Source organism: Microbacterium sp. NIBRBAC000506063 (assembly GCF_017968845.1).
Lineage (GTDB): Bacteria > Actinomycetota > Actinomycetes > Actinomycetales > Microbacteriaceae > Microbacterium.
Map to the genome: position 1 here is coordinate 2,216,748 of NZ_CP072876.1, position 19,479 is coordinate 2,236,226.

The window sequence follows — 19,479 nt, forward strand, 5'->3', positions numbered from 1 at the left end:
GGAACGCCGCGTCCGGATCGTCTAGTGTCTGAAAGGGCACCGTCGCCGCATCCTGTATCCCCCGAATCGTCTATCCCCCGAATCGAAGGAAGCACCTGCATGAAGATCGGCATTCTCACCTCGGGCGGAGACTGCCCCGGACTCAACGCGGTCATCCGCGGCATCGTCCTCAAGGGCACGACCACCTATGACCTGGAGTTCGTCGGCATCCGCGACGGCTGGCGCGGCGTCGTCGACGCCGACTTCTTCCCGCTGACGCGGCACGAGATCAAGGGCCTGTCGAAGGTCGGCGGCACGATCCTCGGCACGAGTCGCACGAACCCCTACGAGGGGGAGCGCGGCGGCGCCGAGAACATCGCCAAGACGCTCTACGGGCACCGCATCGACGGCATCGTCGCGATCGGCGGCGAGGGAACGCTGGCGGCGGCCGACCGGCTCGCCAAAGACGGCATCAACGTCATCGGCGTTCCCAAGACCATCGACAACGACCTGCGCGCCACCGACTACTCCTTCGGCTTCGACACCGCGGTGAACATCGCCACGGATGCGATGGACCGCCTCCGCACCACCGGCGACTCCCACCAGCGCTGCATGGTGGCCGAGGTCATGGGGCGCCACGTCGGCTGGATCGCCCTGCACGCGGGCATGGCTGCCGGCGCCCATGCGATCTGCATCCCCGAGGTGCCCATGTCGATCGACGAGATCTGCGAGCTCGTCACGAGCGCCCACGACCGCGGCCGCGCGCCGCTCGTGGTGGTCTCGGAGGGCTTCACCCTCAAGGGCATGGACGAGGCGTACAGCGACAAGGGCCTGGACGCCTTCAACCGTCCGCGCCTGGGCGGCATCAGCGAGGTGCTCGCCCCGAGATCGAGCGCATCACCGGCATCGAGACCCGCTCGACGGTGCTCGGCCACATCCAGCGCGGCGGCTCGCCCTCGGGCTTCGACCGCGTGCTCGCCACGCGCCTGGGGCTGCACGCAGCCGACGCACTCGTGGACGAGGCCTGGGGCAGATGGTGGCGATGCGCGGCACCGACATCGTGCGCGTGCCCTTCGCCGAGGCGCTGGGCGAGCTCAACACGGTCCCGCTCTACCGCTACGAGGAGGCCGCGGCGCTCTTCGGCTGAGCGCGCGCCCACTCGCTCCTCTCTTCCCCCACTCGGTGCCGGTCTCAGTTGTTGCGGCATCCGTGGCGGTTTTCTCGCATCTTCTGAGACAGCCGACTTTCGCTGTCTCAGAAGATGCGCTCTTCGACGAGCGGATGCCGCAACAACTGAGACCGCCGGTGCGACGTTGGCCGGACTATGCCTCCGCCAGCCCCAGCACGTCGAGGATCCACGCCAGCTCGAAGGCGCGCTCGCGCCAGGAGTTGTAGCGACCGCTCACGCCGCCGTGGCCGGCGACCATCTCGCACTTGAGGAGCACATCGGATGCCGCGGCATCCCGCAGCCGGGCCACCCACTTGGCGGGTTCGACGTACAGCACGCGCGTGTCGTTGAGCGAGGTGACGGCGAGGATGCGGGGGTACTCCACCCCGTCGCGCACGTTCTCGTAGGGCGTGTACGACTTCATGTACGCGTACACCTCGGGGTCGTGCAGCGGGTCGCCCCACTCGTCCCACTCGATCACGGTGAGGGGAGCGAGGGGTCGAGGATCGAGGTGAGCGCGTCGACGAAGGGGACGCCGGCGATGATCCCCGCGAACAGCTCGGGGGCGAGATTGGCGACGGCGCCCATGAGCAGTCCGCCGGCGCTGCCGCCCTCGGCGACCATCCGATCGGGCGTCGTGCAGCCGGTCGCCACGAGGTGCTCGGCGCAGGCCACGAAATCGGTGAAGGTGTTCTTCTTGCGGGTGAGCTTGCCGTCCTCGTACCACTGGCGGCCCATCTCGCCGCCGCCGCGCACATGCGCGATGGCGAAGATCACGCCGCGATCGAGCTCGGAGAGCCGCATGGTCGAGAACGCCGGGTCCATCGAGGCCTCGTACGAGCCGTAGCCGTACAGGTGGAGCGGCCGGGGCGCGTCGCCGGGCGCGCCGAAGGAGCGCTTCCAGACGAGCGAGATCGGCACCCGGGTGCCGTCGGATGCCGTGGCCCACTCCCTGGCCTGCCCGTACGCGGACGGGTCGTAGCCGCCGAGCACCGGCTGCTGCTTGCGCAGCACCAGCTCCCGGGTCGCAAGCTCCAGCTCGTAGACGCTTCCGGGCGTCACGAAGGATCCGTAGCCCAGGCGCAGATAGGGCGAGGCCCACTCCGGGTTGCCGCCGGTGCCCACCGAGTAGAGGGGCTCGTCGAACTCCAGCTCCTCGACGGCATCCGACTCGTAGTCCAGGAGGCCGAGCCGCGTGAGGCCCTCGCGCCGGTACTCGATGGCGGCGTAGTCGCGGAAGCAGTCGATGCCCTCGAGACGTCGTCCGGGCGTGTGGGGGAGGATCACGCGACGCGGGCCGGCAGGATCGGATGCCGCGACACTGACGAGCTCGAAGTCCAGCGCATCCTCGTTGTGCAGGATGAACAGCCGGTCTTCGCCGCCCACGACGGCGTGGTCGACCCCGTACTCGGTGCCTTCGCGGCGCTCCCAGACCAGGCGGGGTTCGCCGATGGGGTCGTCCGCGTCGACGATGTAGTTCTCGCTGGTGATGCTCGATCCGACGCTGATGACCAGGTAGCGACGGCTGCGGGTGAGCCCGGCACCCAGCCAGTAGCGCTCGTCGGGCTCGTGGAAGAGCTTCACGTCGTCTTCGGTCGGCGTCCCGAGGCGGTGCAGCCACAGGGTGTCGGGGCGCCAGGCCTCGTCGATGGTCGTGTAGATGATCCCGGTGCCGTCGGGGGTGAAGAACGCGCCGCCGGTGTTCGGGATCTCGTCGGGAAGGGTCTGGCCGGTCGTGAGGTCGCGCACGTGCACGGTGTAGCGCTCGTCGCCCTCGAAGTCGGTCGACCACAGCAGGAGGGTCGCGTCTTCGGAGGTGCCGAAGGAGCCCAGGGAGAAGAACTCGTGGCCCTCGGCCTCGGCATTGCCGTCGAGCAGGATCTCCTCGCCGGGCACCGGCACACCCGGCTCGAGCACGGGCGGCTCCCACTGGTCGTCTTCCACGGCGGCACGGCAGTGCAGCGCATACTGCGAGCCCTCGACGACGCGGCTGTAGTACCACCAGTCGCCGCGGCGTGCCGGCACGGAGAGGTCGGTCTCGAGCGTGCGGGACTTGATCTCTCCGAAGATGCGCTCGCGCAGGTTCTCGAGGTGCGCGGTGCGCTCCTGCGTGTAGGCGTTCTCGGCTTCGAGATGCGCGATGACCTCCGGGTCCTCCTTCGCGCGCAACCACTCATAGGGATCGTCGAAGGTGTCGCCGTGGTGGCTGCGGACGTGGGAGCGGCGGGCGGCGCGGGGCGCCGGGAGTGCGTCGGAAGTCACCACACCACGTTAGCCGAGCCGGAGTTGACCACGGCGGGTGACGGTGCGACACTTTTTCGGGGCCGGTTAACGGGAAATGAACCCACGGCGAACTCTTCGTTCGCCACGTCGATCACGTCGACACCTCTCTTCCTGCACTCTGACGGAAAGTGAACGGTGGAAACCGCAGCCCTCATAGTTTTGCTGGTGATCGCACTGGCACTCTTCTTCGACTTCACCAACGGGTTTCACGACACCGCGAACGCGATGGCGACGCCGATCGCCACGGGCGCGCTCAAGCCCAAAACGGCGGTGCTCCTGGCAGCGGTCCTGAACCTCATCGGGGCCTTCTTGTCGGTCGAGGTCGCCAAGACGATCTCGGGCGGCATGATCCGCGAGGAGCAACTGGTCGGCACCGACATCTTCCCCTCGCTGATCTTCGCCGGTCTCATCGGCGCGATCTCCTGGAACATGCTCACCTGGCTCCTCGGACTGCCCTCGAGCTCCTCGCACGCGCTCTTCGGCGGTCTCATCGGTGCGACGCTCGTGGGTGTCGGCGCCTCCGGGATCGACTTCGGTGTGGTGCTGTCGAAGGTGATCCTGCCCGCCTTCATCGCTCCGCTGACCGCCGGCATCATCGCGTTCACCGTCACCAAGATCGCCTACGGCATCACCCGGCGCTACGACGGCAAGCCCGACGGGCGCGACGGCTTCCGCTGGGGCAGATCTTCACCTCTTCGCTCGTCGCGCTCGCCCACGGCACGAACGACGCCCAGAAGACCATGGGCGTCATCACGCTCGCGCTCATCTCCGTCGGATGGCAGGTCACCGAGCGAGACGGGGACGGACCGTTCTTCTGGGTCATCGTGGCCTGTGCAGTCACGATCGCCCTGGGCACCTACCTCGGCGGCTGGCGCATCATCCGCACGCTCGGCAAGGGCCTGACCGACGTCAAGCCCGCCCAGGGCTTCTCCGCCGAGGCGTCGACCTCGGCAACGATCCTCGCCTCCTCGGCGCTGGGCTTCGCCCTCTCCACGACCCAGGTCGCTTCCGGCTCGGTCATCGGTTCCGGTCTCGGCCGGCGCGGAGCGGCGGTGCGCTGGCGGACAGCCGGGCGCATCGCGGTCGGTTGGCTGTTCACCCTCCCTGCGGCCGGCGCCGTGGGCGCGCTCGCCGCGCTGCTGGTCGTCGCCTTCGGCGGCTGGGGCATCGCGATCGACGCCGTCTTCGCGGTCGCGATCATCCTCGGCCTGTACCTGTACTCCAAGCGCAACGAGGTCAACGCCTCGAACGCGATGAGCGATGTCGCCGAGTCCGGCCACGCCGTCGACGTTCCCGACGCGCCGCCGCCCACCCGTCGCCAGCGCCGCATCCTGCGCGCCGAGGCGGCCGAGAAGGCGCGCCGGGAGCGGATGGCGAAGAAGGCCGAGAAAGCCGCGAACGCCAAGCCGAAGAAGGTGAAGAAGTGACCATCGCCATCAACTGGGCCGCGTTCGTCCAGGTCTTCGTCGCCTCGATCCTGGGGCCGGGGCCGTCGTCACCTTCTACGCGCTCGGGCTGCGTCTGCTCGTGCGCAGCGGGCGGGCGCCGGTGGTGACTCCCGCGCAGTTCACGGACGCGATCACGATCATCTCGCCCAAGGAGGCCAAGCGCGCGGCGAAGATGGCGGAGAAGGCCGCCAAGAAGAGTCCGCTGACGCCTCGGCAGAAGCAGGTCGCGCTCGTGGGCGCCTACGGCTGCTTCGCGCTGTGCGCGGTCGCGGTGCTCATCGGCATCGTCATCCTCGTCGTCGGACACTGAGCGCGGCATCCGCTGCTCCTGAATAGGCTGAGGGCATGTCCGCACGCTTCGCCTTCGGTCAGCACCCGCCCGCATCGCACACGGTCGTCCATCTGAGCGATCCGCATTTCCTGGCAGGCGGCGCGCGACTGGGCGGGCGGTTCGACGTGGAGACGACGTTCGCGCGCACGCTCGAGGCGATCGCGGAGGCGGCGCCGCACCCGGATGCGCTGGTGATCACCGGGGATCTCGCCGACCTCGGAGAGGCGGATGCCTACCGCCGACTCAAGGGCGCTTTCGAGCCGGTGGCCGAGCGCCTGGGGGCGCCGATCGTGTGGGTCGCGGGCAACCACGACGAGCGCCCGGCGCTGCGGGCCGAGCTCCTCGGGCTCGAGCCGAGCGAGGAGCCTGTGACCGGGGTGTGGAACCTGGGCGGGCTGCGCGTGATCGCCCTCGATACGAGCGTTCCGGGCTGGCACCACGGAGATCTGGATGCCGGACAGCTGGAGTGGCTCGCATCCGAGCTCGCCACGCCGGCCCCGCACGGCACGCTGCTGGCCATGCACCATCCGCCGATCCCCAGTCATATCCCGCTCTTCGGCATCCTGGAGCTGCAGCACCAGGACGCGCTGGCGTCGGTGGTCCGGGGGAGCGACGTGCGCGGAATCCTCGCGGGGCATCTGCACTACTCCTCGCACGGCACCTTCGCAGGGGTGCCGGTGAGCGTGGCGTCGGCCACCTGCTACACGATGAACACCGCCCGTCCTCCGGAGGAGGTCAACGGCATGGACGCCGCCCAGGCGTTCCAGCTGGTGCACGTGTATCCCGACACGATCACGCACACCGTCGTGCCCGTGACGGATGCCGCGACAGGCGATGTCTTCTCCACCGCCTGGGCGGAGGAGATGGCCGTGCGAAGCCCTGCCCAGCGGCTCGAGATCTTCTCGCGGAAGCAGGGTCGCGGCGTAGGATAGAGGCATCCCCCTTCGTGTATCCGCCACCTACCCACAAGGATGTGTCATGGCCGCAGTTGCGCCTGCCCGTACCCGAACCGAATCCGATTCCCTGGGGAGCATGGAGATCCCCGCGGACGCCTATTGGGGTATCCACACCGCCCGTGCCGATGCGAACTTCCCGATCACGAAGCGGCCGATCTCGGTCTACCCCGACCTCATCCGAGGGCTGGCGATGGTCAAGCAGGCCAGCGCCCGGGCGAACCGCGACATCGGCACACTGGATGCCGAGCGGGCGGACCTCATCGACCGGGCCGCGCAGCGCGTCATCGACGGGGAGTTCCACGACCAGTTCACGGTCGGTGTGATCCAGGGCGGGGCGGGCACCTCGACCAACATGAACGCCAATGAGGTCATCACCAACATCGCCCTCGAGATGGCGGGGCACGAGAAGGGCGACTACGCCTTCCTCTCGCCGATCGACCACACCAACCGCAGCCAGTCGACCAACGACGTGTATCCGACGGCGATCAAGATCGGCCTCTCACTGACGTTGCGCTCACTGCTGGAAGAGCTCGACCTGCTGCGACAGTCGTTCCTCGGCAAGTCGCGGGAGTTCCGCGAGATCCTCAAGGTCGGGCGCACGCAGCTGCAGGATGCGGTGCCGATGACGCTCGGGCAGGAGTTCCACGGCTTCGCCACGACCCTCGGCGAGGACCACAGCCGTCTCACCGAGAACGCCTCGCTGCTCTTCGAGATCAACATGGGCGCCACAGCGATCGGCACGGGCATCACGACGCACCGCGACTACTCGGCATCGGTGCTCGGGCACCTTCGCGAGATCACCGGGCTCGACCTCTCCACGGCGACAGACCTCGTCGAATCCACGAGCGACACGGGTGCCTTCATGTCGTTCTCGTCGACACTCAAGCGCAACGCGATGAAGCTGTCGAAGATCTGCAACGACCTGCGGCTGCTGTCGTCGGGTCCGCAGGCGGGGTTCGGCGAGATCAACCTCCCGCCGAAGCAGGCGGGATCGAGCATCATGCCCGGAAAGGTCAACCCGGTCATCCCCGAGGTCGTCAACCAGGTCGCTTTCGCCGTCGCGGGAGCCGACACGACGGTGACGATGGCCGTCGAGGGCGGGCAGCTGCAGCTCAACGCCTTCGAGCCGGTCATCGCCCACTCGATCTTCCAGTCGATCACCTGGATGCGCCAGGCGATGTGGACGCTGCGGGTGAACTGCGTCGACGGCATCACCGCCAACGAAGACCGCCTGGGCGCCATGGTGGGCTCCTCGGTCGGTGTCGTCACGGCGCTGACGCCGTTCATCGGCTATGCCGCATCCGCCGCTCTGGCCAAGACGGCGCTGCTCACGCATCGCAACGTCGCCGATCTGGTCGTCGAGGCCGAACTCATGACCCGCGAAGAGGTCGACAAGCAGCTCTCGCCGGCGCGCCTGTCGGGGCTCGAGGCGGTCACGGCCGCCATCCCGATCATCGCGGACGAAGACCTCGAAAGCTGATCTCTTCTCTGCCACCGGCGAGGACGCTTGCCACCCCGTGCCGTCCTCGCTACGTTCGGGTGGGTCGGTCGTACGTGATCGACTGTACGACTCCCCATCGAGAGAGAGCCTGAGATGACCTATCCCCCACACCGCCGGAGCAGCCCGGTCAGCCCGCCCCGCCCGTCGCCCCTGTTCCGGGAGCCGTGGCCGCACCGGTTCCCGGCAAGACGCTCGGGATCGTCGCGCTCGTCGTGGCCTTCTTCGCGTCGCTGATCGGCATCATCCTCGGCTTCGTGGCGAAGTCGCAGAGCAAGAAGGCCGGCGTCCGCAACACGCCGGCGACCGTGGCGATCGTGCTCGGTTTCGTCTTCCTCGCGATCCAGATCATCGTCGGCATCGTCCTGATCGTGACCTTCGGCAGCCTGGTCGCGCTCTGCGGAGACCTCGGCCCGGGCACGCACATCGTCGATGGCGTGGCCTACACCTGCGGCTGATCTCCGGCCGCCGTCAGCAACGAACGCCCCGCATCCGACCTCGTCGAGCGCGGGGCGTTCTGCGTGTGCCCTCTGAGGTCAGTCCAGGACGCGGCAGTGGGTCGTGAGCGTGCCGATCTCGTCGATGCCCACCGAGACGGTCGAGCGGTCGCGCAGGAAGATCTGCGGGTCGCGCGAGTAGCCGGCACCGCCGGGGCTCCCGGTCGAGATCAGGGTTCCCGGCAGCAGCGTGATCGACGAGGAGAGGTGGGCGATGAGCGTCTCGACGCTGCGCACCATCTGGTTCGTCGAGGCGTCCTGCACCGTCTGACCGTCCACGACCGCCCAGATGTGCAGATCGCCGGGATCGGCGATCTCGTCGGCGGTCACGACGACCGGGCCGGTGGGGGTGAATCCGTCGAAGGACTTGCAGCGCGACCACTGCGCCTCGGAGAACTGGATGTTGCGGGCGGTGATGTCGTTGACGACCGTATAGCCCCACACATTGTCGAGCGCGGCATCCGCTGTGACGTTCTTGGTGGGGCGGCCGATGATGACGCCCAGCTCCGACTCGTAGTCGACGGCCTGACTGAGCTCCCGCGGCCAGGACGTCGTGCCGCCGTGCCCGGCCAGCGAGTTCGGCCACAGCGTGAACACGGTCGGAGCGGCATCCGTCTTCAGCCCCAGCTCACTGGAGTGCGCCGCGTAGTTCAGTCCCACCGCGAGGACCACGGGCGGGTTCAGCACTGCGGAGTCGAACGCGAAGTCCTCGAGCGGATGCCGCGGAGCGGTGCCTGCGGCGAACGCCTCCCGCACCGCGGCGAGGGCGTCGTCACCGCCCTCGATCAGTTCCTGCAGCGTCGCCGGAGGCGCGTCGAGAAGATCGGTGAGGAGGATCGCCTCCGAGCCGTCGACGACCGCGAGACGCGGTGCGAGGTCATCGGGGCGGTGCAAATGGGCAAACCGCATACCGTCTACGCTACCCGGGCGGACAGGGGCAGCGGGTACGCCTTGGAGGATCTTGAGGAAGGATCTTCTAGGCTCGGAGTATGACTTATGTTCCGCCGTCGCCGTCCCCGCAGCCGGGTCCTCCGCAGGGCCAGGCCCGCGGCTTCGTGTCGGCGCTGGAGCAGCCCACCCGCTATCGACCGCCGGCGACGCCGTCCTCCCACCTCGCGCCACTGCCTCTGCAGGTTCCGCCCGCACCCGTGCACGCCCACCGCACCGCTCTGGTGTGGTTCTTCGGCGTGCTCGGTTTCGCCCTGCTCGCGCTGGTCGGCTACTTCGTCACGGCGCTGGGGCTCGTCGCCTCCGGCATCGGACTCGTACTCGCGCTCATCCCGCTGGCGATCGTGCTGGCCGGGGTGCGGCACATCGACCGTTGGGAGCCCGAGCCGAAGGGGCTCGTCGTCTTCGCTCTCGCCTGGGGGCGATCGCGGCGGTCGGGCTGACGCTGCTGGTGGATCTCGCGCTCACCATGGCGGTGGGGCCGCGCTCGAGCGAGTTCGCAGCGGTCGTCCAGGCGCCCATCGTGGAGGAGATCGCCAAAGGGCTCGGAGTGTTCCTCATCTTCGTCATCGCCCGGGCCAACTTCGACGGCCCCGTGGACGGCGTCGTCTACGGGGCCCTCGTCGGCGCCGGATTCGCCTTCACCGAGAACATCCAGTACTTCGCGGTCAGCCTCATCGAGGGCGGGGGAGCTGAGCTGACGGCCACCTTCTTCATGCGCGCGATCATGTCGCCCTTCGCGCATGCGATGTTCACCGCACTCACCGGATTCGCGATCGGCCTCGTCGCCCGGCGCGGCGGTTCTGTCTCCGCCGCCTTCACCGCGGGGCTGGTCGGACTCCTCGGCGCGATCGTGCTGCACGCCTTCTGGAACGGCTCGGCCGTCTACGCCAACTTCTTCGCCCTCTATGTGACGCTGCAGATCCCGCTGTTCGTCGGCTTCATCCTCGCGATCGTCGCACTCCGGCGCGAAGAGGCCCGTCTCACCTACGAGCGGCTCGGCGACTATGCGCACGCCGGCTGGTTCACCCCTCAGGAGGTCACGATGCTCGCGACCAAGCAGGGACGCCGCGCGGGCCTTGCCTGGGCCGCAGCGTTGCGCGGCGACCGCACCGAGCTCATGAAGAGCTTCATCAAGGATGCGACGGCCCTTGCGGCCCTGCGGCAGCGGGCGATCTCCGGCCGCGACCCGCACACGGCCGAGCGCGAGCGGATGCTGCTGGCGCGCACGACCGCGACGCGGCAGGCGCTGCTGGCCTACTGAGGATCGACCTCGTCGGCGATCGTCGAGAGGTTTCGACGCGCTCGCCTGCGGCGTGCTTGCTCAACCTTGCTACGACCGGGCTCAACGCGCTTCGCGCATTGAATCGAAAGGTTGAGGTTTCGACGCGCTCGCCTGCGGCGTGCTTGCTCAACCTTGCTACGACCGGGCTCAAGGCGCTTCGCGCATTGAGCCCGGTCGTAGCAAGACTCAGCGCCCGGTGCTGCGGCGATGCCTGCGAGTCTCCCGGGCGCTGAGTTGAACTGTTTCCAGGGTGCCTCGGAGTTTTCCCTCTGTCAAGACCCTCCTCGTTCGTTTTCACATCGCCGACCGCCACGATGATGTGGAGCAGGCGGCAGCGGTTGCCGCGGCATCCGCACGTCGCATTGACCGCGCCCTGCCGCTCGGGTTGGATGGAACCATGACAGATCGCACCAAGCCCGAGTTCGACGCACCCACCGGTCCCGCTCCGACGGAGCTGAAGATCCGCGACCTCATCGAAGGCGACGGCGCCGAGGCGAAGCCCGGCGACACCGTGACCGTGCACTACGCAGGGGTCGAGTTCGACTCCGGCGAGGAGTTCGACTCGTCGTGGGGGCGCGGCGAGACGATCCAGTTCCCGCTGCGCGGACTCATCCAGGGCTGGCAGGAGGGCATCCCCGGCATGAAGGTCGGCGGGCGTCGCGAGCTGGTCATCCCGCCCCACCTGGCCTACGGCGAGGCGGGCGGGGGCACTTCCTCTCCGGGAAGACCCTCATCTTCATCATCGACCTCGTGGGCGTCGGCTGAACACCGTTCGCCCAGACCCGAGAACCTCGTGGCCCGCTCAGGGCGCGGGGTTCTCCGCGTCGTAGGCGAGGAATCCTCGTGCGCCCCGGACGATCACCGCGACGAGCGCGATGATGACGATGCCGCCCAGCAGAGGGGGGAACCACAGCGCGCCGAAGGCGGACAGCAGCCCGACGTAGAGGGCGCCCAGGCGCGGTCCGCCGGCGACGACGACGATGAAGACCCCCTGCAGCCGGCCGCGCATCGCGTCGGGGACGGAGGACTGCATCATGGTCTGGCGATAGATCGCGCTGACGTTGTCGGCGGCCCCGGAGAGCGCCAGGGCGAGGCAGGCGAGCACGATGAGCGCCAGGTTGGGCGAGGTCTCGCCCACCTCGGGACCCCACACGCCGCACAGCAGGACCACACCGAACAGGAGGATCGCCGCGCCGTAGGCCTGCACGGCGCGGGCGATGCCCCGGCCGTGCCAGCGGTAGCGCACGATCCTGCCCGAGAACAGGCTCGACAGGAACGTGCCGGCGGCCACGGCCGCCGTCAGCAGGCCGGTCGTGATCGCGCCGCCGCCGAGCAGCACGGTGCCGAGGGCGGGGAAGAGCGCGAGCGGCTGGCCGAAGGTCATGGCGATGAGGTCGAGGATGTACTGCATCCGGATGTTCGTCGAACGCTTCAGGAATCTCCAGCCGTCCACGAGCGAGGCCAGGCCTGGTCGCACGGTCTCGCCCTCGGGCCTGAGTGCCGGCAGCGACCACAGACCCAGGAACATCGCGAGCATGAGGAGCACATCGACCGTGTAGGTCCATCCGTAGCCCGTCCAGGCCACCAGAAGCCCGGCGAGGGCGGGACCGACCATGACCATGAGGCCGAAGGTCATCCCCTGGAGGGCGGATGCCGCGGCCAGCTGATCGCGGGGGATGAGCCGGGGCACGATCGCGCTGCGAGTGGCCATGCCGACCGAGTTCGCGGCGGAGTTGATCATGCTGAGTGCGTACAGCCACCAGATCGTCTCCCACTGCGCCCACGTGAGGGCCGCGAGGAGAGCGGTGGAGAGGAAGGTGATGGTCGCGGCGATGAGGGCGATGCGCCGTCGGTCGAAGGCGTCGGCGAGCATGCCGCCGTAGAGGCCGGCGAGGATCATCGGGACCAGGCCCGCCACCGCGACCATCGCGACGGCGAAGGTGCTCCCGGTGAGGGTGAACACGTGCAGCATCACGGTGACGATCGTGAGCTGGCCGCCGAGACCGGCGAGCGTGGATCCCACCCACATCCGGGCGAAGGCCGGACTCGTCTTCAGGGGGCGCAGGTCGATGAAGTGGCCGCGCCGCTCGGCGCTCACTCGTCGACCTCGACGCGCTTGATGCGCGAGGCGTGACCGCGCAGGATCGTCACCCGGGAGGGTGCGACGCTGAAGTGGGCGGCCAGGGTCCGCTCGACCCCTTGTTCGCGGCACCGTCGACAGCGCGCTCGCGGACGAAGACGGTGAGATCGCCCTTCTCGTCCTCCTCGACGAGGGGACCCTTCTTGCTGCCGGGCTTCACGCGGACGGTGTACTGCACCAGACGAGGCTATCGGGGTTCCCGCGGGTCGGGGCTGGTCTGCGGCATCCGATCCCGACTGGTAGACTCTTGTGGTTGCCGTTTGATCGGCCGCGGATAAAGAGAGCCCCACACGCCAGGTGCGGGGCGCCGCGCAACGAGTGAAAGGGGATCGAATCTATGGCACTGGAAGCAGACGTCAAGAAGGCGATCATCGAAGAGTACGCGACGCACCCCGGTGACACCGGATCCCCGAGGTGCAGGTCGCAATGCTGACGCAGCGCATCAAGGACCTCACCGAGCACCTCAAGGAGCACAAGCACGACCACCACTCGCGTCGTGGGCTCTTTCTGCTCGTCGGTCAGCGCCGTCGTCTGCTCGGCTACCTCCAGGACATCGACATCGAGCGCTACCGCTCTCTTATTGAGCGTTTGGGCCTGCGCCGCTAGGCGAAGGCTGCCTTCCGGTTGCTGAGCAGCGACCGGAGGGAGCGTGTCGAAGTACGAGCGCCTCGGACTCCGCCGATAAGGCACCGACCAGCGTTCAATCGCGCAAAACATTCTTGAGAAGGCCGCCCCGGTGGGGCGGCCTTCGTCATTCCCGGCGTCAAGCCATAGATGCAGAGCTGCTCCACGGATGTCGGAGACCCGCCGGAGGAATCTCCGACATCCGCAGGAACTCCCTGCATCCGTGGCGACACGCGGCGGTACAGGGCTGGTGCCTCAGACGGATGCCGCCACAAGGTCGGGGTGGTGAATGGCGGCGACGTTCGGGTGGGCGCGGAGGCGGTAGCGGAGGGCGTTCTCGCCGTACACTCCGTCGATCGGGTTCGAGGACTCATCGCCCACACCGCGGGCCTGGGCCTTCAGGTCGGCGGGCAGCTCGATGACCGGGACCTGTGCGTTCAGCGCCGGGTTGAAGAAGAACGGCACGGAGATGCGATCCTGCGGAGCCCGGGGGAGACGACCCTGTGGTTGGTCGCCTTCAAGTATCCGCCGGTCGCATACTCGAGCATCTCCCCGATGTTGACGACGAAGGTGCCCTCGATCGACGGTGCATCCACCCATGCGCCGTCGCGCTCGACCTGCAGTCCGCCCTTGCCCGGTTCGACCCACAGGAGCGTCAGGACGCCGCCGTCCTTGTGGGCGCCCACCCCTGCTGGGGCTCCGGCGCGTCGGTTCCCGGGTAGCGTACGATCTTGACCAGCGTGGCCGGGTCCTCGAAGCTGGCGTCGAAGTGCGACTCAGGTGCCCCAGCGCCAGCGCCCAGCTGCGCAGCAGCTTGCGGGCGACGCCGCTGAGCTGATCGAACCACTCCTCGACCACTTCGCGCAGCTCTGGCTGTGCATCGGGCCAGAGGTTCGGCCCGGTGAGCCGGTTGTATGTGGCGCCGCCGGAGACGGGTGCTCGTTCTGGCCCGATGTCGATCTGCTCACGCCAGTCGACCTTGCCTTGGGTGAGTTCTCCGCCCGTGCGGGTGTAGCCGCGGAACTGGGGGCTCTTCACGTTCTCGATCGCGAGCTTCTCGGCCTCGGGCAGATCGAAGAACGCGCGTGCGACGGCGTGCAGCCGCTCGAAGAGCTCCGGCGGCACGCCGGTGCCGGTGAGGTAGAAGAAGCCGACCTCATGGGTGGCGGTGCGCAGCTCGGAACGGAAGCGGGCGGCGGCTTCGTCTCCCTGGTCGAGGAGGGACAGATCGAGAACGGGAAGGTCTGGTGTGGACATGACACGAGGCTAAGCGACTCCGGAGCCCGATTCGCGCCATGTTTCACCCGGAATCCGGCTTTGTTACGAAGCGCCGGGACGGGGCTCGTGCCGGTCCGGCTCACCCTGAGCGGCGAGATCCGGTGGGGTCGCTGCGGCGCTCCTCGCGTGCGGCCAGGGCAGGGTCGGCGAACAGCCACGCGGGTCGCGGCTCGATGAGCGGCCGGAACACGGCCCGCACGGGCCTGGACGCCAGAGCGAGCGTGATGAGCACGGAGACGACGATCATCGCCGGCAGCCAGAGCCACGTCGGCTCGAGATAGTGGTGCACGCCGGTCTGCCTCATCGGATAGATCACGAAGGAGTGCAGCAGGTAGACGTACATCGTGTACTGACCGAGCGTCGTCCACCACTGCTTCCGGCGCGGGATGATGATGAAGAACGCCAACGACAGCACGAGGGCGACGGCGATCTGCAGCAGCCGGATGCCACCGGCCCACCACTCGAAGGCGCCCACCGCCTCATAGGACTGGGCGTAGAAGAACCAGCGGACCAGGTCCACGTCCTGCCAGGTGTCCACCCAGAACCACATCACCCAGCCGGCCATGCCGAAGGTGAGGACGGCGAGACCGCGCAGCCACCACGGCCGACGGTCCATCAGCCGGAAGCGTTCGATGATGTCGTGCTCGCGCAGCCACCAGCCGAGCGTGAAGAAGGGCAGGAGTCCGAGGGTGCGGGCCAGGGAGAAGGTCTGGTCGACGTTGGTGAGGTAGCCGACCGCGACCGAGGCCATGACGGTCCAGAGCAGGGGCCACCGCAGCAGCGCGAGGTAGGGGAGCACGAGCCGGAAGATGCCGAGCGCGAGGAGGAACCACAGGGTCCACGAGGGCTTGGTGAGGTTGGGATCGGCATTGCCCTCGACGAGCCACCGGGTCAGCGTCCACAGCATCTCGAAGATGACGTAGGGGAGGATGATGTCGGTGATGATCCTCGCCATCTGGCGCTTGGTGAGCGCGCCCGCCTTGGAGAAGTAGCCCGAGATGAGGGCGAAGGCCGGCATGTGGAAGGCGTACAGCAGCAGGTACAGCGCCATGCTGACATCGGAGTCGAGCGTGAGGCGCTGGATGGCGTGGCCGGTGACGACGAGGGTGATGCAGGCGAAGCGGGCGTTGTCCCAGAAGGGCACTCGGCGGGTGGCGCGCCGCATGGGCCCGGTGACGGGACCTGCGGGCGTGCGGGCGGCATTGCTCATCGTTCGAGCGTACTCGCCGGGAATAATGATGGCGGGGAGCCGTTGCAACAGATACATTCACTTGCATAAATATCGGATGCCGCAGCATCCGAGAGCGGAGAACACGATGACCGAGAACACCCCTCGGGCGGCATGCAGTTCGGCCTCTTCAGCGTGAGCGACATCACGCAGGACCCGACCACCGGCTACACCCCAGCGAGGCCGAGAAGATCCGTGACGCCGTGACGATCGCGAAGCACGCCGAAGAGGCGGGGCTGGACGTCTTCGCCCTGGGCGAGCACCACAACCCGCCGTTCTGGTCCTCGTCGCCCACGACGGCCCTCGCCTACGTCGCGGCGCAGACCGAGCGGCTCATCGTCTCCACCGCGACGACCCTCATCACGACCAACGACCCGGTCAAGATCGCCGAGGACTACGCGATGCTCCAGCATCTCGCCGGCGGCCGCGTCGACCTCATGCTGGGGCGCGGGAACACCGGCCCCGTGTACCCCTGGTTCGGACAGGACATCCGGCAGGGGCTGCCGCTCGCGATCGAGAACTACGCGCTGCTGCACAAGCTGTGGCGCGAGGACGTCGTCGACTGGGAGGGCAAGTTCCGCACCCCGCTCTCGGGCTTCACCTCGACCCCGCGTCCGCTCGACGGTGTGGCCCCTTCGTCTGGCACGGCTCGATCCGCACGCCCGAGATCGCGGAGCAGGCCGCCTACTACGGCGACGGCTTCTTCGCGAACAACATCTTCTGGCCCTCCGAGCACTACCAGCGCCTCATCACCCTCTACCGCGAGCGCTACGCCCACTACGGCCACGGCACCCCCGAACAGGCGATCGTGGGCCTGGGCGGCCAGGTGTTCATGAGCAAGAACTCGCAGGACGCCGTGAAGGAGTTCCGCCCCTACTTCGACAACGCCCCCGTCTACGGGCACGGACCGAGCATGGAGGACTTCACGAAGATGACGCCGCTGACGGTCGGGTCCCGCAGGAGGTCATCGACCGTTACGCGGGCATGCGCGACCTGTTCGGTGACTACCAGCGTCAGCTGTTCCTCCTCGACCACGCCGGGCTCCCGCTGAAGACGGTGCTCGAGCAGATCGACCTCCTCGGGGCCGAGGTCGTGCCGGTCCTGCGCAAGGAGCTGGCCACGGACCGTCCGGCATCCGTCCCGACGCCCCGACACACGCCGCCCGCGTGAAGGCGGCCTACGGCGACGGACCCGCTCGCGAGGCGCGCCCGCGCGCGAACCGCGGCGACAACCTCACCGTCGGGACCCCGTATCAGGACACACCCTCGGCGCCCGGCGCCGCCTTCGGCGCGGTGAAGGAAGGGGCATGATCATGCAGGAACGCCGCATCGCCGTCATCTCGGCCGGGCTCTCCAGCCCTTCCTCGACCCGGATGCTCGCCGATCGCCTCGCACAGGCGACGGCCGACCGGCTCGTCGCCTCAGGAGTCGAGGTCGCGGCCGACACCTTCGAGCTGCGCGACTACGCGCACGACATCACGAACAACATGCTCACCGGCTTCGCGCCGGCGGAGCTGGAGTCGATGATCAACACCGTCGTCTCGGCTGACGCGCTCATCGTCGTGACCCCGATCTTCTCCACGAGCTACTCGGGGCTGTTCAAGTCGTTCATCGACGTGCTCGACCCCGACGCGCTGCGCGGCAAGCCCGTGCTGATCGGCGCGAACGCGGGCACGGCACGGCACTCGCTCGCGATCGACTACGCGATCCGGCCGCTGTTCGCCTACCTGCACGCGGAGCCGGTGTCGACGGGGTGTTCGCGGCATCCGCCGACTGGGGCGCCGGGGGCGACGACGTCGCCACGCTCGCCTCGCGCATCGACAAGGGCGCGGCCGAGTTCGCCGAGGCCATCCTGCGCCGTGAGCCGACCAAGACCCACGACCCCTTCGCCCCGGAGAGCTATCTGGGTGAGGGCCGTTCCTTCGGACACCTGCTGGGCGGACTCGCGGGCGAGTAGGCGGCCGTCTGCCGGAGCAACCCACCCGTCTGTAGGAGCAAACGGCGTTCGCGGGCGTGACACGCCGTGCCACGTGGCCCGACGAGCGGGCTGCTCCTGCGGACGGCGGCGCAGCTCCTGCAGACGGCGGGGCTGCTCACGCGCTCAGGCGTGGGCGGCGAGGCTGGCGAGCGTCTTCGACACGGCATCCGCGAGCTCGCGCCCCTTCACCACGAAGTGACGCGTGAAGTACTCGCGGTGCTCGTCGTGCTCATGGAAGTTGTGCGGGGTGAGCACGCCTGAGAAGACCGGGACGTCGGTCTCGAGCTGCACGCGCATCAGGGCATCGACGACCGTGGATGCCACGAAGTCGTGACGGTAGATCCCGCCGTCGACGACGAGTGCGCTGGTCGCGATGGCCTCGTAGCGCCCGGAGCGGGCGAGGCGACTGGCGTGCAGGGGGATTTCGAACGCACCGGGAACCCGGACGGTGTCGACGTCGTCGCGCCCGAGCTCCGACAGCCGGGCGACGAACGCCTCGACGGCTCGCTCGACGATGTCGTCATGCCACTGCGCGGCGATGATGGCGATTCCAGGCATTGCGGTCTCTCTTCCCGTTCTCTCCCATCCGGACTGTGACCGTCGGCTCCGGAATCGCACTGGATCTGCGTCTCCGCCCTGGAGACTGCTCGCGGGCTTGTGCGGCCAGGCCGCTTCACCGCCGGTAGGGACTCTCACCCTGCCCTGAGAACGTACGATTCGTACGCTAGCACCTCCTGCCCGCCGGCTCCGCGGCCAGGAGTAACCTGAGGGCATGGACATCGCGATCGCCGGGGGAACCGGTGTGCTGGGCAGCGCCGTCGCCACCGTCGCCGAGGGGCGCGGCCACCGCGTGCGCGTCCTCTCGCGTTCGAAGGGCGTCGACGTCGAGACCGGCGAAGGGCTCGCGGATGCCGTCGGCGGCGCCGATGCGCTCGTCGACGCGCTCAGCGTCCAGACGACGAGCGCGAAGAGGGCGGAGGCCTTCTTCGCCACGACGACTCGGGCGCTGCAGGAGGCTGCGCGGGCGGGCGGTGTCGCCCACCACGTGGTCCCGTCGATCGTGGGCGTCGACCGCGTCCCGTACGGCTACTACGCCGGCAAGCTCGCCCAGGAGCGGGCGGTGGAGGCCGGCGAGGTCCCGTGGACGATCCTGCGGGCGACCCAGTTCCACGAGTTCGCCAGCCAGCTCTTCGAGCGTGCGGCGGTCGGGCCGCTGCGGCTCGCGGTGAAGATGCGCACGCAGCCTGTCGCCGTGCGGGAGGTGGCCGAGCGCCTGGTCGATCTGGTCGAGGCCGGCCCCGCCGGACGCGCGCCGGACTTCGCGGGTCCTCGCGAGGAGAGCATGGTCGAGATGATGCGCGCCTGGGCCGCGCGCAGCGGATACGACGGGCGGATGCCGGCGATCGCCCTTCCCGGCGCCTTCGGCCGTGCGATGCGTGACGGCAGCGTCCTGCCCGGTCTCGATGCCGACCACGGCACGGTGACCTTCGAGGAGTGGCTCCAGGCTCAGCCCACGCGCTGAGCGGCCCTGCGCGAGGGAGAGGCGGCCGGGCATGGCGATCCGGGGTTCAACCCCCGTTGCGGGTTACGCGCCGGATCCGGCCGTTCTCAGCCGCTCTTGCGCCGGAACTCCCGCCGCGTCTGCGGGGCGTGCGTCTCGTGGACGGCCGAGTCGCCGTCGAGGTGCGCCTCGCCCTCCCGTTGCTTCGCGTTCTTCTTGTCGAGCGCCTCGCGGAACTTGCGCTTGATGTCTTCGGCACTCGAAGCGTCGTTGCCTTCTTCGTTGCTCATGGGCCCAGCCTAACCACTAGCGGTGCCGGTGGTAACGGATGCCGGTGC

Annotated in this window: 14 protein-coding genes, 8 pseudogenes and 1 riboswitch; of the genes and pseudogenes, 14 read left to right on the top strand and 8 right to left on the bottom strand. The window is 68.6% G+C overall.

The window, feature by feature from the left end:
• The first annotated feature begins 99 nt into the window (after positions 1 to 99).
• Positions 100 to 1,126 (top strand): annotated as a pseudogene (locus KAE78_RS12580) (ATP-dependent 6-phosphofructokinase).
• A 175-nt stretch (positions 1,127 to 1,301) separates the two neighbouring features.
• Here KAE78_RS12580 and KAE78_RS12585 read toward each other — a convergent pair.
• Positions 1,302 to 3,409: pseudogene (locus KAE78_RS12585) on the bottom strand (S9 family peptidase).
• 246 nt (positions 3,410 to 3,655) lie between these two features.
• Between KAE78_RS12585 and KAE78_RS12590 the strand changes: the two are divergent.
• The 6 genes and pseudogenes from KAE78_RS12590 (at position 3,656) to KAE78_RS12610 (ending at position 8,121) form a co-directional block, all read left to right on the top strand.
• Positions 3,656 to 4,857: pseudogene (locus tag KAE78_RS12590) on the top strand (anion permease).
• On the top strand, positions 4,854 to 4,985 hold the full coding sequence (locus KAE78_RS19880) for a hypothetical protein (protein WP_411155945.1): 132 nt from the start codon (positions 4,854 to 4,856) through the stop codon (positions 4,983 to 4,985). Before KAE78_RS12590 ends, KAE78_RS19880 begins: the two are co-directional and overlap by 4 nt.
• Positions 4,979 to 5,188, top strand: coding sequence for a hypothetical protein (locus KAE78_RS19885; protein WP_411155946.1), 210 nt, complete (start codon positions 4,979 to 4,981; stop codon positions 5,186 to 5,188). Before KAE78_RS19880 ends, KAE78_RS19885 begins: the two co-directional genes overlap by 7 nt.
• A 35-nt stretch (positions 5,189 to 5,223) precedes the next feature.
• The gene (locus KAE78_RS12600) at positions 5,224 to 6,141 is read left to right on the top strand and encodes a metallophosphoesterase (RefSeq protein WP_223171070.1); all 918 of its coding nucleotides are present in this window, start codon (positions 5,224 to 5,226) and stop codon (positions 6,139 to 6,141) included.
• A 46-nt stretch (positions 6,142 to 6,187) separates the two neighbouring features.
• Positions 6,188 to 7,645 carry an aspartate ammonia-lyase gene (locus KAE78_RS12605; RefSeq protein WP_223171071.1) on the top strand — a complete coding sequence of 486 codons (1,458 nt, stop codon included), beginning with the start codon at positions 6,188 to 6,190 and terminating at the stop codon, positions 7,643 to 7,645.
• Between the two features lie 185 nt (positions 7,646 to 7,830).
• Positions 7,831 to 8,121 carry a DUF4190 domain-containing protein gene (locus KAE78_RS12610; protein ID WP_223171072.1) on the top strand — a complete coding sequence of 97 codons (291 nt, stop codon included), beginning with the start codon at positions 7,831 to 7,833 and terminating at the stop codon, positions 8,119 to 8,121.
• A gap of 78 nt (positions 8,122 to 8,199) precedes the next feature.
• Here the strand turns inward: KAE78_RS12610 and KAE78_RS12615 are convergent, their stop codons facing one another.
• Positions 8,200 to 9,069 carry a fumarylacetoacetate hydrolase family protein gene (locus KAE78_RS12615; RefSeq protein WP_223171073.1) on the bottom strand — a complete coding sequence of 290 codons (870 nt, stop codon included), beginning with the start codon at positions 9,067 to 9,069 and terminating at the stop codon, positions 8,200 to 8,202.
• An 80-nt stretch (positions 9,070 to 9,149) separates the two neighbouring features.
• Here KAE78_RS12615 and KAE78_RS12620 point away from each other — a divergent pair, with 80 nt between their 5' ends.
• The 3 genes and pseudogenes from KAE78_RS12620 to KAE78_RS12630 all read left to right on the top strand — a co-directional run bounded on the left by KAE78_RS12620 (position 9,150) and on the right by KAE78_RS12630 (position 11,158).
• On the top strand, positions 9,150 to 9,551 hold the full coding sequence (locus KAE78_RS12620) for a hypothetical protein (protein ID WP_223171074.1): 402 nt from the start codon (positions 9,150 to 9,152) through the stop codon (positions 9,549 to 9,551).
• A gap of 8 nt (positions 9,552 to 9,559) precedes the next feature.
• Positions 9,560 to 10,372: a PrsW family intramembrane metalloprotease gene (locus tag KAE78_RS12625; protein ID WP_262927664.1), complete on the top strand. Its 813-nt coding sequence runs from the start codon at positions 9,560 to 9,562 to the stop codon at positions 10,370 to 10,372.
• Positions 10,373 to 10,790: 418 nt separating this feature from the next.
• Positions 10,791 to 11,158: pseudogene (locus KAE78_RS12630) on the top strand (FKBP-type peptidyl-prolyl cis-trans isomerase).
• Positions 11,159 to 11,195: 37 nt separating this feature from the next.
• On the opposite strand, the gene KAE78_RS12635 reads toward KAE78_RS12630, so the two are convergent.
• A complete protein-coding gene (locus tag KAE78_RS12635; RefSeq protein ID WP_262927868.1) occupies positions 11,196 to 12,422 on the bottom strand; it encodes an MFS transporter in 1,227 nt (408 codons plus the stop codon).
• Between the two features lie 118 nt (positions 12,423 to 12,540).
• Entirely contained in the window at positions 12,541 to 12,711 is a 171-nt protein-coding gene (locus KAE78_RS12640; protein ID WP_223171077.1) for a DUF167 domain-containing protein, read from the bottom strand.
• 159 nt (positions 12,712 to 12,870) lie between these two features.
• Between KAE78_RS12640 and rpsO the strand changes: the two are divergent.
• Positions 12,871 to 13,139, top strand: a pseudogene (gene rpsO / locus KAE78_RS12645) (30S ribosomal protein S15).
• Positions 13,140 to 13,412: 273 nt separating this feature from the next.
• Here rpsO and KAE78_RS12650 read toward each other — a convergent pair.
• Both KAE78_RS12650 and KAE78_RS12655 read right to left on the bottom strand, forming a co-directional pair.
• Positions 13,413 to 14,414 (bottom strand): annotated as a pseudogene (locus KAE78_RS12650) (isopenicillin N synthase family dioxygenase).
• A 100-nt stretch (positions 14,415 to 14,514) separates the two neighbouring features.
• Complete coding sequence (locus tag KAE78_RS12655) at positions 14,515 to 15,645, bottom strand: acyltransferase family protein (RefSeq protein WP_223171078.1); 1,131 nt, start codon at positions 15,643 to 15,645, stop codon at positions 14,515 to 14,517.
• A gap of 132 nt (positions 15,646 to 15,777) precedes the next feature.
• Between KAE78_RS12655 and KAE78_RS12660 the strand changes: the two are divergent.
• Together KAE78_RS12660 and KAE78_RS12665 are read left to right on the top strand one after the other, a co-directional pair.
• Positions 15,778 to 16,973, top strand: a pseudogene (locus KAE78_RS12660) (LLM class flavin-dependent oxidoreductase).
• A 2-nt stretch (positions 16,974 to 16,975) separates the two neighbouring features.
• A pseudogene (locus KAE78_RS12665) lies at positions 16,976 to 17,619 on the top strand (FMN reductase).
• Between the two features lie 144 nt (positions 17,620 to 17,763).
• On the opposite strand, the gene KAE78_RS12670 reads toward KAE78_RS12665, so the two are convergent.
• On the bottom strand, positions 17,764 to 18,198 hold the full coding sequence (locus KAE78_RS12670) for a 6,7-dimethyl-8-ribityllumazine synthase (RefSeq protein WP_223171079.1): 435 nt from the start codon (positions 18,196 to 18,198) through the stop codon (positions 17,764 to 17,766).
• A 12-nt stretch (positions 18,199 to 18,210) separates the two neighbouring features.
• A riboswitch (FMN riboswitch) is annotated at positions 18,211 to 18,354 on the bottom strand.
• A 58-nt stretch (positions 18,355 to 18,412) separates the two neighbouring features.
• Between KAE78_RS12670 and KAE78_RS12675 the strand changes: the two genes are divergently transcribed.
• Positions 18,413 to 19,162: an SDR family oxidoreductase gene (locus tag KAE78_RS12675; protein ID WP_223171080.1), complete on the top strand. Its 750-nt coding sequence runs from the start codon at positions 18,413 to 18,415 to the stop codon at positions 19,160 to 19,162.
• 86 nt (positions 19,163 to 19,248) lie between these two features.
• Here the strand turns inward: KAE78_RS12675 and KAE78_RS12680 are convergent, their stop codons facing one another.
• The gene (locus KAE78_RS12680; RefSeq protein ID WP_223171081.1) at positions 19,249 to 19,431 is read right to left on the bottom strand and encodes a DUF5302 domain-containing protein; all 183 of its coding nucleotides are present in this window, start codon (positions 19,429 to 19,431) and stop codon (positions 19,249 to 19,251) included.
• Between the last annotated feature and the right edge of the window lie 48 nt (positions 19,432 to 19,479).

Bases quoted from the DNA above. Each gene is read 5' to 3' on its own strand.
- KAE78_RS12605 (WP_223171071.1), top strand. From the start codon at position 6,188: ATGGCCGCAGTTGCGCCTGCCCGTACCCGAACCGAATCCGATTCCCTG.
- KAE78_RS12600 (WP_223171070.1), top strand. From the start codon at position 5,224: ATGTCCGCACGCTTCGCCTTCGGTCAGCACCCGCCCGCATCGCACACG.
- KAE78_RS12620 (WP_223171074.1), top strand. From the start codon at position 9,150: ATGACTTATGTTCCGCCGTCGCCGTCCCCGCAGCCGGGTCCTCCGCAG.
- KAE78_RS12675 (WP_223171080.1), top strand. From the start codon at position 18,413: ATGGACATCGCGATCGCCGGGGGAACCGGTGTGCTGGGCAGCGCCGTC.
- KAE78_RS12680 (WP_223171081.1), bottom strand. From the start codon at position 19,431: ATGAGCAACGAAGAAGGCAACGACGCTTCGAGTGCCGAAGACATCAAG.
- KAE78_RS12670 (WP_223171079.1), bottom strand. From the start codon at position 18,198: ATGCCTGGAATCGCCATCATCGCCGCGCAGTGGCATGACGACATCGTC.
- KAE78_RS12655 (WP_223171078.1), bottom strand. From the start codon at position 15,645: ATGAGCAATGCCGCCCGCACGCCCGCAGGTCCCGTCACCGGGCCCATG.
- KAE78_RS12615 (WP_223171073.1), bottom strand. From the start codon at position 9,069: ATGCGGTTTGCCCATTTGCACCGCCCCGATGACCTCGCACCGCGTCTC.
- KAE78_RS12635 (WP_262927868.1), bottom strand. From the start codon at position 12,422: ATGTGGGTGGGATCCACGCTCGCCGGTCTCGGCGGCCAGCTCACGATC.